General features: G+C 39.1%; 13 protein-coding genes and 2 tRNA genes. 8 read left to right on the top strand and 7 right to left on the bottom strand.

Annotated features, from left to right (window positions below):
- Positions 1-99: 99 nt before the first annotated feature.
- From PTET_RS06830 to PTET_RS06820, 3 genes are all read right to left on the bottom strand, one after another.
- Positions 100-1341 carry an amidohydrolase family protein gene (locus tag PTET_RS06830; protein WP_096038393.1) on the bottom strand — a complete coding sequence of 414 codons (1242 nt, stop codon included), beginning with the start codon at positions 1339-1341 and terminating at the stop codon, positions 100-102.
- A 12-nt stretch (positions 1342-1353) separates the two neighbouring features.
- Positions 1354-2736 carry an amidohydrolase gene (locus tag PTET_RS06825; RefSeq protein WP_016899875.1) on the bottom strand — a complete coding sequence of 461 codons (1383 nt, stop codon included), beginning with the start codon at positions 2734-2736 and terminating at the stop codon, positions 1354-1356.
- A gap of 100 nt (positions 2737-2836) precedes the next feature.
- Positions 2837-3622, bottom strand: a complete 786-nt coding sequence (locus PTET_RS06820) for a hypothetical protein (RefSeq protein ID WP_013464747.1) — start codon at positions 3620-3622, stop codon at positions 2837-2839.
- Between the two features lie 443 nt (positions 3623-4065).
- Here PTET_RS06820 and PTET_RS06815 point away from each other — a divergent pair, with 443 nt between their 5' ends.
- Positions 4066-4428: a DUF3718 domain-containing protein gene (locus tag PTET_RS06815; RefSeq protein WP_096038392.1), complete on the top strand. Its 363-nt coding sequence runs from the start codon at positions 4066-4068 to the stop codon at positions 4426-4428.
- Between the two features lie 97 nt (positions 4429-4525).
- Here PTET_RS06815 and PTET_RS06810 read toward each other — a convergent pair whose 3' ends face one another.
- Positions 4526-5218: a DUF445 domain-containing protein gene (locus PTET_RS06810; RefSeq protein WP_090492838.1), complete on the bottom strand. Its 693-nt coding sequence runs from the start codon at positions 5216-5218 to the stop codon at positions 4526-4528.
- A 123-nt stretch (positions 5219-5341) separates the two neighbouring features.
- Between PTET_RS06810 and PTET_RS06805 the strand changes: the two genes are divergently transcribed.
- Together PTET_RS06805 and PTET_RS06800 are read left to right on the top strand one after the other, a co-directional pair.
- Complete coding sequence (locus PTET_RS06805) at positions 5342-6211, top strand: fructosamine kinase family protein (protein ID WP_036982909.1); 870 nt, start codon at positions 5342-5344, stop codon at positions 6209-6211.
- Positions 6212-6423: 212 nt separating this feature from the next.
- Entirely contained in the window at positions 6424-6627 is a 204-nt protein-coding gene (locus tag PTET_RS06800; RefSeq protein WP_008464077.1) for a CPXCG motif-containing cysteine-rich protein, read from the top strand.
- Here the strand turns inward: PTET_RS06800 and PTET_RS06795 are convergent.
- On the bottom strand, positions 6624-7250 hold the full coding sequence (locus PTET_RS06795; RefSeq protein ID WP_028835882.1) for a riboflavin synthase: 627 nt from the start codon (positions 7248-7250) through the stop codon (positions 6624-6626). The two genes, PTET_RS06800 and PTET_RS06795, sit on opposite strands and share 4 nt — an antisense overlap.
- Positions 7251-7442: 192 nt before the next feature.
- On the opposite strand from PTET_RS06795, the gene PTET_RS06790 reads away from it, so the two are divergent.
- The 4 genes from PTET_RS06790 to PTET_RS06775 all read left to right on the top strand — a co-directional run bounded on the left by PTET_RS06790 (position 7443) and on the right by PTET_RS06775 (position 10445).
- Complete coding sequence (locus tag PTET_RS06790) at positions 7443-8798, top strand: MATE family efflux transporter (RefSeq protein WP_013464741.1); 1356 nt, start codon at positions 7443-7445, stop codon at positions 8796-8798.
- Complete coding sequence (locus PTET_RS06785) at positions 8776-9825, top strand: DUF3080 family protein (RefSeq protein ID WP_090492842.1); 1050 nt, start codon at positions 8776-8778, stop codon at positions 9823-9825. The genes PTET_RS06790 and PTET_RS06785 overlap by 23 nt, the downstream gene beginning before the upstream one ends.
- Positions 9826-10061: 236 nt before the next feature.
- A tRNA-Val gene (locus tag PTET_RS06780) sits at positions 10062-10138 on the top strand.
- Between the two features lie 230 nt (positions 10139-10368).
- Positions 10369-10445 (top strand) — tRNA-Val (locus PTET_RS06775).
- Between the two features lie 399 nt (positions 10446-10844).
- Here PTET_RS06775 and PTET_RS06770 read toward each other — a convergent pair.
- Positions 10845-11342 carry an REP-associated tyrosine transposase gene (locus PTET_RS06770; RefSeq protein WP_024601683.1) on the bottom strand — a complete coding sequence of 166 codons (498 nt, stop codon included), beginning with the start codon at positions 11340-11342 and terminating at the stop codon, positions 10845-10847.
- A 393-nt stretch (positions 11343-11735) separates the two neighbouring features.
- On the opposite strand from PTET_RS06770, the gene PTET_RS06765 reads away from it, so the two are divergent.
- Positions 11736-12509, top strand: coding sequence for a type 2 periplasmic-binding domain-containing protein (locus tag PTET_RS06765; protein WP_090492844.1), 774 nt, complete (start codon positions 11736-11738; stop codon positions 12507-12509).
- A 36-nt stretch (positions 12510-12545) separates the two neighbouring features.
- Here PTET_RS06765 and PTET_RS06760 read toward each other — a convergent pair whose 3' ends face one another.
- Complete coding sequence (locus PTET_RS06760; RefSeq protein WP_090492846.1) at positions 12546-13469, bottom strand: V-type ATP synthase subunit I domain-containing protein; 924 nt, start codon at positions 13467-13469, stop codon at positions 12546-12548.
- Positions 13470-13578 lie beyond the last annotated feature (109 nt).

Below are 13578 nucleotides of genomic sequence, written 5' to 3'. Positions count from 1 at the left end.
ATTCGTTTATTTAAGTGGTTTACTTTGCGGATTGGTATAAGTAAAAGCTGTTCATAAAAAAGGCCGCTAATGCGGCCTTTTTTATTCAACTAAACAAGTTTATTTAGTGTATGCACGTGGCATGTTTGATTCTGTTGTATAGCGCTCACGCAGTTTATCTTGGCGAGATTCAGTACTTACCTCAACCCCATTAATAAACATTTTATTTACGTGGCTGCTCAGCTCAAACGGGTCATTACTCCACATTACAACATCAGCGGCTTTACCCACTTCTAAGCTACCAGCATTAATACCAAATACATCAGCCACATTTGAAGTCATCGCTTTTAATGCGCCTTGCTGGCTCATACCATAAGACACTGCGTTACCGGCATCATAGCGGAGCTGGTAAACATTATGACTGGCATCGCCACCCACAGTTAAAAGTATTTTAACACCGGCTTTTTCTAGTATGCCGGCATTATTTAGGCTTGCATGTAATGAATCAAAACTGCCTGGTAAGTTATCCATTGCACTGATGATCACAGGAATACCCGCTTTTGCGATACGATCTTTAACTACAACGGCATCTTGCGCACCATTAAGAACAATATTTACCCCAAACTGCTGTTTCACTTTTATAAGTTCAATAATATCCGATGCACGCGACACACTAATTAGTAATGGCATATCGCCTTTTAGTACTTTAGCCATTATTTTATCTTCAGCACTTGGCTTAGCATCGTCTTTTTTAGCTTCTTTGATTGCTTTGGTTTGGTGATCATCTAGCTTATTGATCAGTGTTTGCAACGTAAATGCACGAGAGCCTTTGCTACGCTCACCCAAATGAACCACTAATGCCGCTTGCTTTTTGTTTACGCTTTCAAAGCTTCCGCTTAAATCCACCACACTGGCAAGGCCTGCAAATATGCTGTCACCGCCGTACGGGGTGATCAAATCGCGAGTAACACCGCCTTTACGTGCATAAGGGATTAGGCTTGAACGAGGGTTAAATGCCAAGCTTGCATCAAAATCAATACCTGCTTTTTCTTCTCCCGCATCGCGAGAGCCTGCAACCGCACCGACTTCAACTAAACCAAGTTGATTTACAGTGGCAATAAAACCAGGGGTAACGATTTGACCTTTGGCATCAATAATTTCATCTGCTTTAACATCGCTAGGATTGATTGCAGTAATTTTGCCATCATTCATTACGATGCTGGCAGACTCTAATACGCCTTGATCTGAGGATGTATGCAGTGTTGCGTTAATTATAGCAAGAGATTGAGCGCTCACCGCACCCGATGCTAGTAACCCTGCAGCAACCAGAGAAAGCGAAAACGAACGTGATAATTTTTTCATTCTGGGTGCTCCTTATTGTTGACCTAACATAAAATCACTTTGTGCTTGGAATGCGCTATCGTTTCTATCGTAAACTTTTGCGCCATCAACAAACACTTGCTCAGCTTTTGCGTAAACGCTAAATGGGCTTTGATTCCAAATAACCACATCAGCTTGTTTACCCGCTTCAAGTGAGCCTGTTTTATCTTCAATGCCGAGTGATTTAGCGGCATTAGCCGTGATCCACTTAATTGCATGCTGCTCAGAAATATCAAAACCATTTTGGTTTGCACTGTACATTACTTTTGCGGCTTCTTGATTTAAGCGCTGAATGGTCGTGTCTGAGTCTGAATGCACAACGGCACATGAGTTTTTAACTGCATCAACAATCGCTACGTTCTCTTGTACCATATCGTAGGCTTCCATTTTAAAGCCCCACCAGTCTGGCCAAAGTGCTGCACACGAGCCATTTTCAGCCAGTAAATCTGCGATTTTATAGGCTTCAATACCGTGATGGAATGTACCCGCATGGTAATTAAACTCTTTAGAAAGGTCGATCATCATCGCCATTTCTTCAGCTTTATAACAGTGATTGTGAATACGAACCTCACCCTCTAAAACACCGCGAAGGGTATCGTATTTAATATCGCGGTGTGGAGCTTCTGGGTTTTTACCCGCAGCGTAATCAGCATCGTATTTGTCCCAAGCACGCTTGTACTCTTGCGCACCAATCCAAGCTGTGCGATAGCCTGCCATGTTACCCATACGTGTCATCGGTAATTCACCTTTACGGCCATAAACGCGTTTAGGGTTTTCACCACACGCCATTTTTAAACCGTATGGTGCATCAGGAAACTTCATCCCTTGCATGGTGTGAGCCGGTACATTTTTAAGGGTAACGCCACGTCCACCAAATAAATTAGCTGAACCTGGTAAAATTTGTAACGAGGTAATACCGCCTTCACGTGCGCGATTAAAGCCTGGATCTTGTGGCCAAATTGAATGCTCAACCCATACTTCCGCTGTATTTGGACTAGTCATTTCGTTGCCATCTTGGTGAGACTCAACCGACGGATTTGGGTAAGCACCTAAATGAGAGTGAACATCAATAATACCTGGTGTTACCCATTTGCCTTGCGCATCGATAGTGGTGTCTGCGTTAGCGGTTAAATCTTTACCTACTTGCTGTACTTTACCATCAACAAGTAATACATCGGCTTCATCTAAACGCTCACCCGTGCCAGTTAATACAGTGGCATTGGTAATTAATGTGCTTGATGTAGCAACGGGTTGATAAGTACTTGGGTATGGGTTTTTATTAATGGTTACTTTTGCATCTTGCGGGCCGCTTTCTTGGCAACCAACAAGAGCCGCTGCTAAACCAACAGCTAACAATGAGGGAGCAAATTTTTGCATGTTTTTAGGTTCTCCTGTTTTTTTACTACTTTAGCGAAAGCAAACGCATAAAGCTAAAAAAACAGGTGAAAAGGCGGTTATTTAAGGTGAGTTTCTGTAATTATTTTTTTATATAATTGTTATAAAGCTTATCCAGTGCCCCTTCTGTGGTGAGCGATGGATCTTTACTAATAAAGTGTTTAACCGTTCGGGTTACAAAATCCGAATTTTGCTTATGTAATTTTGAAAAATCTTTAATTAATGTATTACCATCTTTTGCGGCGGTGACTTTATCATGACGATGCCTGTATTGGCTCAATGCCTTATTAAAATCGCCTTGATAATCCTCGACTAAAATTTTATAAAAATCACTTTTTTGTACTTTTAATACAGTAATGCAATAGTTAAGCGCTTCTTTAAAGTCGGTAAATACGGTGCCTTCTACATCAAACTCTTTGGTTTTTTCGCGCACCGTAACGCGCGCTTCTTCAGTGGCATAACTAAACCCTGTAAAGGCGAGTCGCTCAGCCGCTTCTTTACCGAGTTTCATGCCCGCTTGAATGCTGTGCGCAAATTCATCGCTCATGTCGCCAAGCTCGCTTTCTTCCCACATGTTGTACACACGTAAGGGCTTGGCGTATTTATTTGATAGTTTCTTTTTAAGCTTACTAAAACGCTCATCAATGGTCATTAAGCGTTCATTATGAAGTAATGCATGGCATTCATAACAAGCCGCAATAGCAACAAAATCTGCTTCTTCGCCTAAATCAATAATACTTTGTAACATGTGCAATGGTGGGCAATGATCGCGCTCTGTTGCCTCACACCCGCAATAAAAACATTGGTTAAAATGCTGTTGCTCACACGCATAAGCTTGCTGGTAGTAACTGGCTAACGTTTTATTCACAATTGCGCTCCAAAAATATAAAATGCCACAAATTTAGGGCGCGATAATAACAGTCTGAAAAAATATTTCAGTATGAAAACGCTAAAGTGTGTCAAAAATAAATTATTTAACCTGAACTTTGGTTAAGAGATTTACTAATATATTGAATTATATCTATAATTTAGTTCGTTTTCTCCAGCCAGAAATTTACAGTGAAAACAAGGCGAATTTTCGCGTCAATAGTGGGCCTATTGCAAGTAAATTCAACGCAGTTAGCGCTGAAAATAGCTGCTTGAGATAGATTTATTATCCATAGTTCAGGTTACTTATATACAACTTTTCATACACCTACAAAATTGCACGATTTATATACACATCTTCTTACAGCTTGCCCCATTCAGTTAACAACATTCTGGCTACATTAAGCAATACTTAAGTTGCACATAAACAAAGAGGCAAATACTATGATTTCTTTCAAAGCAACTCTATATTCAACTGTATTATTGGGCGCAGCAACATTAACAGCGCCTGTAATGGCAACCACTTTTGTTGCCGCTGATTCATCACCCGGTACACAAGTTTGCATGGCCGTTGCATCTAACAAACAACTGACACTGCACAAAACAATTAAAGAGCTCCATACCAACAAGCATGTAATTGGCAAAAAATTACGCTGCAATGATTTATCAATGAATGATTTTGTAGCGCTTTATGATTTAGAAAAATCTGCACGCTTTTTCAATATTGAGGCTACCACCAGCACATCAATAAGGGATTTGGCAAAGGTAAATAAACCGATGGTGGTTATTATGGCGGGATCTAAATAACCCAAATTATAACTAGGAAATCGGTTTTAATACGTTCAATTTACGCGAATCAAACACGTTAAGCAGGGCTTAGTACCTGCTTAACGTGTATTTATTATTAAATAAGCGCTGCCAACAAACCAAACAAGCCACCAAATACCCCACCCCATACAACGAGCCAGCCTAAGTGTTCGCGGATCATAGTTTGAATTATTTCTTTTACCATTTTAGGGGTGAGTTCATCTAGGCGTTCATCCACTAATTTAAGTACTGTATTATGTAAATTTTCCGCGTTATTGCCTTGAGTAAGCATATCGCTTAGTAGCATTTTAAAATCGTCGGTGCCGCTTATTTGCACCAGTGATAATTGCATTTTTTCGATAAATTTTTCTCGCATTGGCTCAACGGCTTCAGTGCCGCCAAACATTGCCAGCATGCTGCCAAATTGTGATTGCTCTATCACCACTAACAAATTATCGAAAGCGGGATTTAAATCTACCTTTTCAATTACCGCTTCAAAGTCTATCGTTGGCTGCGCCTTGCTTAGAAGCTTGTCTATTTTATGCTCAGAAAAGAACTCCGTAAGTATTAAATTTCTTATAGCTACTTTAAAGCTTTCAAACTTGAGCGCAATCACCCCCGATCCATATAAAAACGGGACTTTTTCAAATAGCATATGAATAGCGAGTAAGTTTGTAACCGCACCAGAGAGTGCAAATAAGCCCACCGAAAGTACAATGGCTTGATCAAATACAAAACCAATAACAACACAACACGCTGCCAATAAGTTAGTGATAAAACTTTTATTCATTTTTTATTCCATTTCAGTGATTTGTATCAGAAATTGATAGTCTTAATTTTACACCGATTAATTTGTTTATTTAATCCCTTTTTGCCATAGTTTATTTATAGGTTTAAAAGGTGAGCAATTGTTATGTGGAAAACAATCAATCAACAGATCAGCCAAGCTATCCATTACGATTTTAAACACACCCATAAACGTCAGTTGCAAAACACATCAACCGATAAGCTTTTCCATATAAGTGATGGCAAGCACAATTATTTAGTTAAAATTGCGCAAAAGAATGAGCTCGATCGCTTTGAAGCACAAGCACAGGGCTTAAAACAACTCACTCAAAACAGTATATTTATGGTGCCCGACTGTATTACAACTGGCGCCAATATAGAATATGCGTTTATTGTATTAGAGTGGCTTACACTTGATGACCTTCCCCACACGCATTGGTCAACGATGGGTGAACACCTTGCCATGTTACATCAAAAACACGAGCAAGCGATGTTTGGTTTTGATACAGACAATTATTTAAGCTCTACACCTCAACCAAATCAATGGCATAAAAAATGGGATGTATTTTTTGCAGAAGAACGTATTGGTTGGCAATTACAGCTATTAGCTGAAAAAGACATTGTGCTGGCAGACCCCGAACAACTGATAAATTTAGTAAAAGAGCAACTGCATAATCATCATGTTTTGCCCTCATTATTACATGGCGACTTTTGGCGCGGAAACATGGGATTTGTAAATAATATTCCGACCCTATTTGACCCTGCCTGCTATTACGGTGATCGGGAGGTCGATATTGCTATGAGTGAGCTTTTTGCCCCATTACCCGATGAATTTTATAGCGCCTATAATCATCATTATCCACTCTCTCAGAACTACCAACATCGTAAGCTTATTTATCAGCTTTACCCTATTTTAAACCACGCCAATATTTATGCAGGCCATTACTTAAATCAGGCTAAAGAACACGTTGAAAAACTACTAAACTTAAATAAATGAGTAAACAAAATATAAGCACTATACTTATACTTGAACTCTACAAAATAAATCTATTCAAGCGTTATTTTTAACGCTAATTGATTAAATTTACTTGTAATAAGTCACTGTTGAGAGCTCAATATAAGTAAATCATTTAGTCAGAGTTTAAGCTACTTAGTGTCAAGCCATTATGTACTATCTAGGTAAAATAACTTAATTTTTAAGGGGGTGTTATGAAAGACTTTTTATCACAACGTATCGCCTGCCCACATTGTGGACACCATATTCATTTAGACCTTGATGCCAGTATGGGCGACCAAGACTACTATGAAGAATGCAGTGCTTGCTGTAATCTAATTCATTTAAATATGCATATAGACTATGCACGTAATAAGTTAGAGTTACACGTGGACAGCGATGACGAACAAATATTTTAGCTATGTTGGCGCATGTAGTTTTCGACGGTGTTTATAATAGTGTATGTTTGCTGATCAACTTCTATATTAAATTCATCACCTACAACAGCTGCACCTAAATTAGTAATATCGAGTGTTTCTGGTATTAAGTGTAACCAAAAGCCATGCTCATCAATATTGCCAACCGTTAAACTGGCGCCATTAATAGATACAAACCCTTTATATAAAACATATTTTTGCCATTTTTTTGGAAGGCTAAGCTGCATTTTGTAGTTATTTTCTAGTTTAACTATTTGCACTATTTTGGCAGTACAATGAATATGGCCAGAGACTATGTGCCCACCCAGCTCAGTACCAAACGACACAGAACGCTCGTAATTGACTAAACTACCCAATTCCAGTTGTCCAAGGTTAGTAAGCTGCAGAGTTTCGTCAATAACATCAAAATGCACTTGAGCCACCACATCTTGATTACTAAGCTCTACTTTAACTACCGTTAAGCAGCAACCATTTATAGCGATGCTAGCACCTAAGTCTAAATGCTTTACGTATTGTTCATTAACAGAAACGACTAAACGTAATACTCCCTGCGTATGGGTTCTAGAGACTACTGTTGCTTGAGTTTGAATAATACCGGTAAACATAAAAATCGCTTCTCTTTCTAACAAAGTGCTAGTTTAACGTATCAATCGCTAAAATAATTCACTTAATAGCACTTTTATTCGCAACAAAAGTAAGCTTATGCAGCAATTTAATAGATTCGCTGATTGTCTACATAGATAGAGTAATCACAATAGATTACAATGCGCCCATGTTTTTCTGAATAGCTGTTTTTTATGACTTTTTGTAGTTGGGAAGCTAAACGTTTACTTTCCCTCGCCTTTCCCGTTTTTTTAGCACAAGTGACCTTAGTATTAATGTCAGTGGTTGATACCATTATGGCCGGACAAGTGAGTCCAACCGATCTCGCTGCCCTCTCAATTGCTACAGGAATATGGAACCCAATTTTATTAGCAATACAAGGTATTCTATTAGCCCTAACGGGAGTCATTGCTCAATTTGCGGGTGCTAAAGACCGCAACGGCATTAGCCATTATTTTCAGCAAGCGCTTTATTTAACGCTCCTTTTGAGTATTGCAGGTTTTTGTGCTGCCCAGCTTGCCAACACCGTTATTTTACAGCTTGATACTAGCCCGGCGATTGCGGGACTTGCTTTTGATTACATTCATTTTGTTAAATGGGGTGTATTTGGTTTTTTAATTTTTACCGTGTATAGAAATATGACCGAAGGCATGGGGATGACCAAGCCTGCGTTTTATATCAGCCTACTCGGACTTGCGGTAAATATCCCACTCAATTATATTTTTATTAAGGGCTTATTTGGTCTACCCGCATTTGGGGGCGCTGGCTGTGGTATTGCCACCGCACTGGTATTTACTGTAATGGCTATTGCGCAAGTTACTTATTGCCAGCTGAGTAAAAAAATAGATGCCAAAGGCTTATTAACTGGCTTTGAAAAACCCAATTTTAAAACCATTGGTATTATTACCAAACTCGGTATTCCTATTTCACTCGCTACTTTTTTTGAAGTGACCTTGTTTGCCTGTATTCCCCTGTTTATTGCGCATTTGGGTGCGGTGGCTGTGTCTGGCCATCAAATTGCAGCCAGTGTGACTGCACTATTATTTATGATGCCTCTGAGCCTCTCAATTGCCATTAGCATACGAATTGGTAATTTATTTGGGCAAAATCATTTAGATCAATTAAAAGTAGCGGTATCGACAAGTTATATTATGGCGGCTATGGTCGCGTTGTTTATCGCTTTTATTACATTTATAGGGCGTGACGTGATCAGCCAATTATATAGCGATAGCCCTGCGGTACTTGCGCTTGCTTCATCAATTATGATTTTAGCCTGTATTTACCAACTTCCTGATGCATTACAGGTAGCTGCAAACGGTATTTTACGTGGTTTAAAACACACAGCGCCGATTTCGTATATCACTTTTATTTCTTATTGGTTAATCGGCTTTAGTTTAGGCTACGTATTAGCAAGAACAGACATGATAGTGCCAGCAATGGGCCCGCATGGTTTTTGGATAGGCATTATCGTTGGCCTATCAGTTGCAGCTATACTACTGATGCTGACCGTTCATAGGCGATTTAAACGTGAACCATTTATTCTCACTTAAACAATCAATCTATACCAAACTGCCGCTTAATTGGTTATTGGCGGCATGTTGTATGGTGCTTTTGGGCTGCTCAGAGCAGCCCAGTGAGGCAAATAAAACCTATTTGTCTCGCTTGAGTAATACCTTACAAACGCCTGAGCCACACACAAAGCCACTGCAACAATTAGCCTTAATAGAGCCAGTTGAAGCGTTGCAACCTGCCATTAAAATTGGCATAACTGAACTAGCTGGTATTAGCCAATGTAAACTTAACGTTCTGATAAGCGAGCATAATAATCAATTAGGCAAAACAGCCACCGCTGCTAGCCAATTGAAGTACCAAATAGATTTTATTCAAAGCGCGCAAAACTGTTTAAACACCTTAGATAAACAAAGCAACGTTCACAGTAAAATTGCAGCGGCAAAAACCCAAAAACAAACTCAACTCGCTCATTATTTTAATAATGTTTTATATAGTGAACCTGAACTGAGCAGCACTTGGCAGCTTACTGGCCAAGAACTCAGCACTCAACCGGCTGGGTTTAGTGACACGGTTGAGGCGCTTAAAAAGCTAACGACCATTAAACACCAAATAGAAACTAAAGGGAGTATGGCAATAAACAGCGATGATATTTTGTCAGCGCTTGAACCGCTCAACAGATACAAATTTGACCAACAGCTTATTCAAGCTGCGCGAGAACAAATTAGCTTAAATCATACAGCAACCCAGTTTGTAAATTCATTAGTAGTAGAAGATATTTGCCCTAAAGGGAAAAACAAGCAGCAGGCTAAAATTGTCAGTAATATATTTAATAAATATTATTTAAAACAAATACAGCCTTATCAAGCACAGCTGAGCGGGTATTTAGAAACATTGCAGCCGCTTTATATGCAGCTATGGTTTAATCAAGCAGTGAGTAGTGAAGCGGTAAATGCCCTACTTGACCCAAATTCTAACAACTTACTCTCTCAGCTAAAAGCGTCAGCAAAAGAGCATGTTATCTGGTGGCAAAAATTTTATAAAACGTGCGAAATCAGTCCAATATGAATAAAAAAACGGCAAATAAACTTAAAAACCATAAACATGCTTGATTCACCACTCATCACGCTATATATTAGCGACCGTTGTTAAGCAATTAACAATTCTTAAATACATGCAGTACGACTGTAGCTCAGTTGGGCGAGATTGGACCGAAGCGAAGCTTCGCAGCCGAACGAGGTGGAGGCAGGACGCCGACAGGATGAAGCTTCATGGATGAATTAAATAGTACGTAAACTCATAGTACGACTGTAGCTCAGTTGGTTAGAGCACTACCTTGACATGGTAGGGGTCGGTGGTTCGAATCCACTCAGTCGTACCAAATTTTTAAAGATTTAATTAAAGTACGTTGAAAGAAAAAGCACTACCTACTCTTGATCACCCGGTCCAGAAGTCGGTGGTTCGAATCCACTCAGTCGTACCAAATTTTTAAAGATTTAATTAAAGTACGTTGAAGGAAAAAGCACTACCTACTCTTGATCACCCGGTCCAGAAGTCGGTGGTTCGAATCCACTCAGTCGTACCAAACAAAGTTTAAGAATTTCATATTGTACGACTGTAGCTCAGTTGGTTAGAGCACTACCTTGACATGGTAGGGGTCGGTGGTTCGAATCCACTCAGTCGTACCAATTCAAAAAAACACCCCAAGAAAAAGCACTACCTACTCTTAATCACCCGCTCCAAGGGTCAATGCTCCAAATCCACTCAGTCGTACCAATTCAAAAAAACACCCCAAGAAAAAGCACTACCTACTCTTAATCACCCGCTCCAAGGGTCAATGCTCCAAATCCACTCAGTCGTACCAATAAAAAAAGAACGTAGGTCGGTTAAGTGGCGAAGCCGCGCCACCCGACATTGGTAAAACACCATAAATTAGGTAACATTCCAACACTAAACACCATCCAACATAAAGCAAAGCATGCACAGGTAATGACCAATACCAACATCGTCGGATGACGCTTCCGGCTTATCCGACCTACGTTCATTATTGGTAACGTATGTGAAACACCCGACATAAAATGTATTAATTATTCCCCACACCAATTACGGCTGTACATTCCTGATGCGACCGCTTTATGAAAGCTTGAATAAGGCCAATCAACCACCCGTTCAACCAAACCATGTTTAAGCGGATTAAAATGAACATAATTTACATGGTGCCAATAATCACGTTCATCAACAATGGTATGCTCCCAAAAACGGCGTTGCCAAATCCCTCGTTCATTTTTATTAACGCGTGCGAGTGATACATGTTCGTTTTTAGGCAAGCCTTTAGAAAAACGTTTTTTAATTTCGCGCCAACGACCAGAATAATCGCTATCACCTTCGGGTAAAGTTAACACTGCATGCATATGATCAGGCAACACCACCCACGCATCAATATAAAATGGTTTATGCATTTTTACCCAGCGCACAGCCCCACGCAATAAATCAATATGCTCAACCAATAATGACTCTTTACGATCCTGCAAATTAACCGTAAAAAAATACGTTCCTCCCGGTTGATAATTTCTACGATATCTCACATAAAATCTCCTTATAATAAACGACTAATACCTCTGGGTTATTCAATACCTTAGGATAACGCCTTTGAATTATCCAACATCGTCGGATGGCGCCTCTGGCTTATCCAACCTACGTTAATTATTAAGAACGTAGGTTGGTTAAGTGGCGAAGCCGCGCCACCCGACATTGGGGAAACACCCGACATTGGTGAAACACCCGCCATCAAGCAACGCCAACATCAAAAAGCTCCAAAAAAACGCTCACGATCTAAACTTCCTTAATAAATATCAGGTAACATCCATATAATCACGTTGCAAAGTCAGAATTTATTGCTTGAAAATTAATACTATGTTAACAAGTAGGCTATCTTATAAGATGAAATATCAGAAAGTATTCTAGGAAAGGATTTACCTGTGAAGTCTGCCGCACTCATTACATTACTATTGCTATTTATTTTTGCTGGGCAAGTTCAAGCTAAAACTCTGGTCAAAGTGGGTGGCTATGAATTTCCTCCCTACATAGAGATTGTTGACGGCCGTGCTTCAGGTCTCACCGTAGAGCTAATTGCTGAACTTAATAAAATACAATCTGACTATCATTTTGAGCTTGTGCTCACCACACCTATTCGGCGCTTTAAAGATTATCAGCAAGGTTTGTTCGATGCGGTATTTTTTGAAGATCCAAACTGGGGGTGGCTACAAGGCAACCATATAATCAGTAACTCCCCTGTGATAGCAACAGACAGCGAAGTATTTATTGCTTTAAAGCAATTTGCAAAGTCACAAGCTTGGTTTGATAACTTAGACGATAAAACCCTAATTGGGATTTTAGGCTATCACTATCAGTTAGCAAACTTTGAAAACAATCCCTCAATACTTGAAAACGAATATAAAATGACGTTACTGAGCAGTCATAAAAAAAGTATTGAATTAGTATTAAAAAAACGCAGCGATATGGCGATTGTTACCCGTTCTTACTTAAATCAATACCTCAATAAATACCCAGAAAGTAAAAAAAAGCTGCTTATCTCTGAACGCGTCGCGCAAACCTATAAACACCAATTATTAATTCGCGCTACACACCAACTTAATGTAAACACACTTTATAAAATAGTAAAAAAAACACTTGCACAAAATACCCTAGCAACCAAATTAAAAATACTTGGCCTACAACAACATGATATTTAGTGGTGCTGCTTTAATACTAATAACATTACTAATAACTTAATGGCAATAACTAGAAAATTTGCTATTTTCATCGTGCGTCGCAAACTCAACTAAAGTCATCAATAAATTACTGTGTTTATGGGTAAAGCCAGTACTAGAAAGGCGTTTTTCTAAATAGGACGTAAAGTTTTTTCGTTGCAGGTGTTGGCTATGTAATTTTATTAACAGCTCTGACTGCTTTTGGTTAATTAACCGCGTCTCGTAAATCGGGTCTTCATCTGGCCAATTTTCTACAGGCGAGCCCTTTTGCTTAAACACAAAATCACTAAGTGAACGCTCGATTTGATTATAATCGTGCTCCCCTAGCAGTTTTTCTATTTCCTTTAATAAGCTTGAGTACAAAACACGCGGGAAAAGCTTGTAAAAATCATGATTTTTAAAGGGCTCTCCTTGTGGAGTTTGCTGCCAATTTTCAAAACTTGCTCGCAAAGCCTGAACTAATATACGTCCTACATAATGGCTTTTTTGGAATGAGACACCTTGCGATTCTAGCCTTGAAAGTACGTGATTTAAACGTTGCTTTAAGCTACGTACTTCTAGCTGCAATTCGCTTTTTTCTGTCTCTAATAATTGTATTTCTTGAGCACTGGTTGTTATTTTTTGCTCTAGTTTATTTATTTTAACTTGCGCGCCATAAAACAAATCACGGGTATCATTAAGCTCAGCCATAACACTGGCATTTTTTAATTTAATACTCGAATTACCCTCAATAGCATAAGTAGTAAGCTGTTTGCTCTGAGAGAGCGCTTTATTTAAAGTACTTTCTAACTTACTCTCAATAACTTGCCCAGACTTACTGCCTTTAAGTAAAGAATGTAAAGTTGAAGAAATATGCTTTTGGTACCAATTTTGGATCTGCTCACACTGCACATCAGATAAATTAGCAAATGGATTGTCTTCACTTATTGGCTTGTTAGCCATAAAAATTCCCTCTAGTAAAAAGACTTTTTGTTGTTATGTCGTATTAAAGTGAAATTACTTACCTTTGCATGTTAATAGCTATCGCTTTTTAAGGCTATATTTAATTGTT

Source organism: Pseudoalteromonas tetraodonis (genome assembly GCF_002310835.1).
GTDB lineage: Bacteria > Pseudomonadota > Gammaproteobacteria > Enterobacterales > Alteromonadaceae > Pseudoalteromonas > Pseudoalteromonas tetraodonis.
Note: the sequence above shows the minus strand (reverse complement) of the source record. Positions and strands in the feature narration are given on the sequence as shown.

Bases quoted from the DNA above. Each gene is read 5' to 3' on its own strand.
- PTET_RS06830 (WP_096038393.1), bottom strand. From the start codon at position 1,341: ATGAAAAAATTATCACGTTCGTTTTCGCTTTCTCTGGTTGCTGCAGGG.
- PTET_RS06825 (WP_016899875.1), bottom strand. From the start codon at position 2,736: ATGCAAAAATTTGCTCCCTCATTGTTAGCTGTTGGTTTAGCAGCGGCT.
- PTET_RS06815 (WP_096038392.1), top strand. From the start codon at position 4,066: ATGATTTCTTTCAAAGCAACTCTATATTCAACTGTATTATTGGGCGCA.
- PTET_RS06810 (WP_090492838.1), bottom strand. From the start codon at position 5,218: ATGAATAAAAGTTTTATCACTAACTTATTGGCAGCGTGTTGTGTTGTT.
- PTET_RS06805 (WP_036982909.1), top strand. From the start codon at position 5,342: ATGTGGAAAACAATCAATCAACAGATCAGCCAAGCTATCCATTACGAT.
- PTET_RS06800 (WP_008464077.1), top strand. From the start codon at position 6,424: ATGAAAGACTTTTTATCACAACGTATCGCCTGCCCACATTGTGGACAC.
- PTET_RS06795 (WP_028835882.1), bottom strand. From the start codon at position 7,250: ATGTTTACCGGTATTATTCAAACTCAAGCAACAGTAGTCTCTAGAACC.
- PTET_RS06790 (WP_013464741.1), top strand. From the start codon at position 7,443: ATGACTTTTTGTAGTTGGGAAGCTAAACGTTTACTTTCCCTCGCCTTT.
- PTET_RS06760 (WP_090492846.1), bottom strand. From the start codon at position 13,469: ATGGCTAACAAGCCAATAAGTGAAGACAATCCATTTGCTAATTTATCT.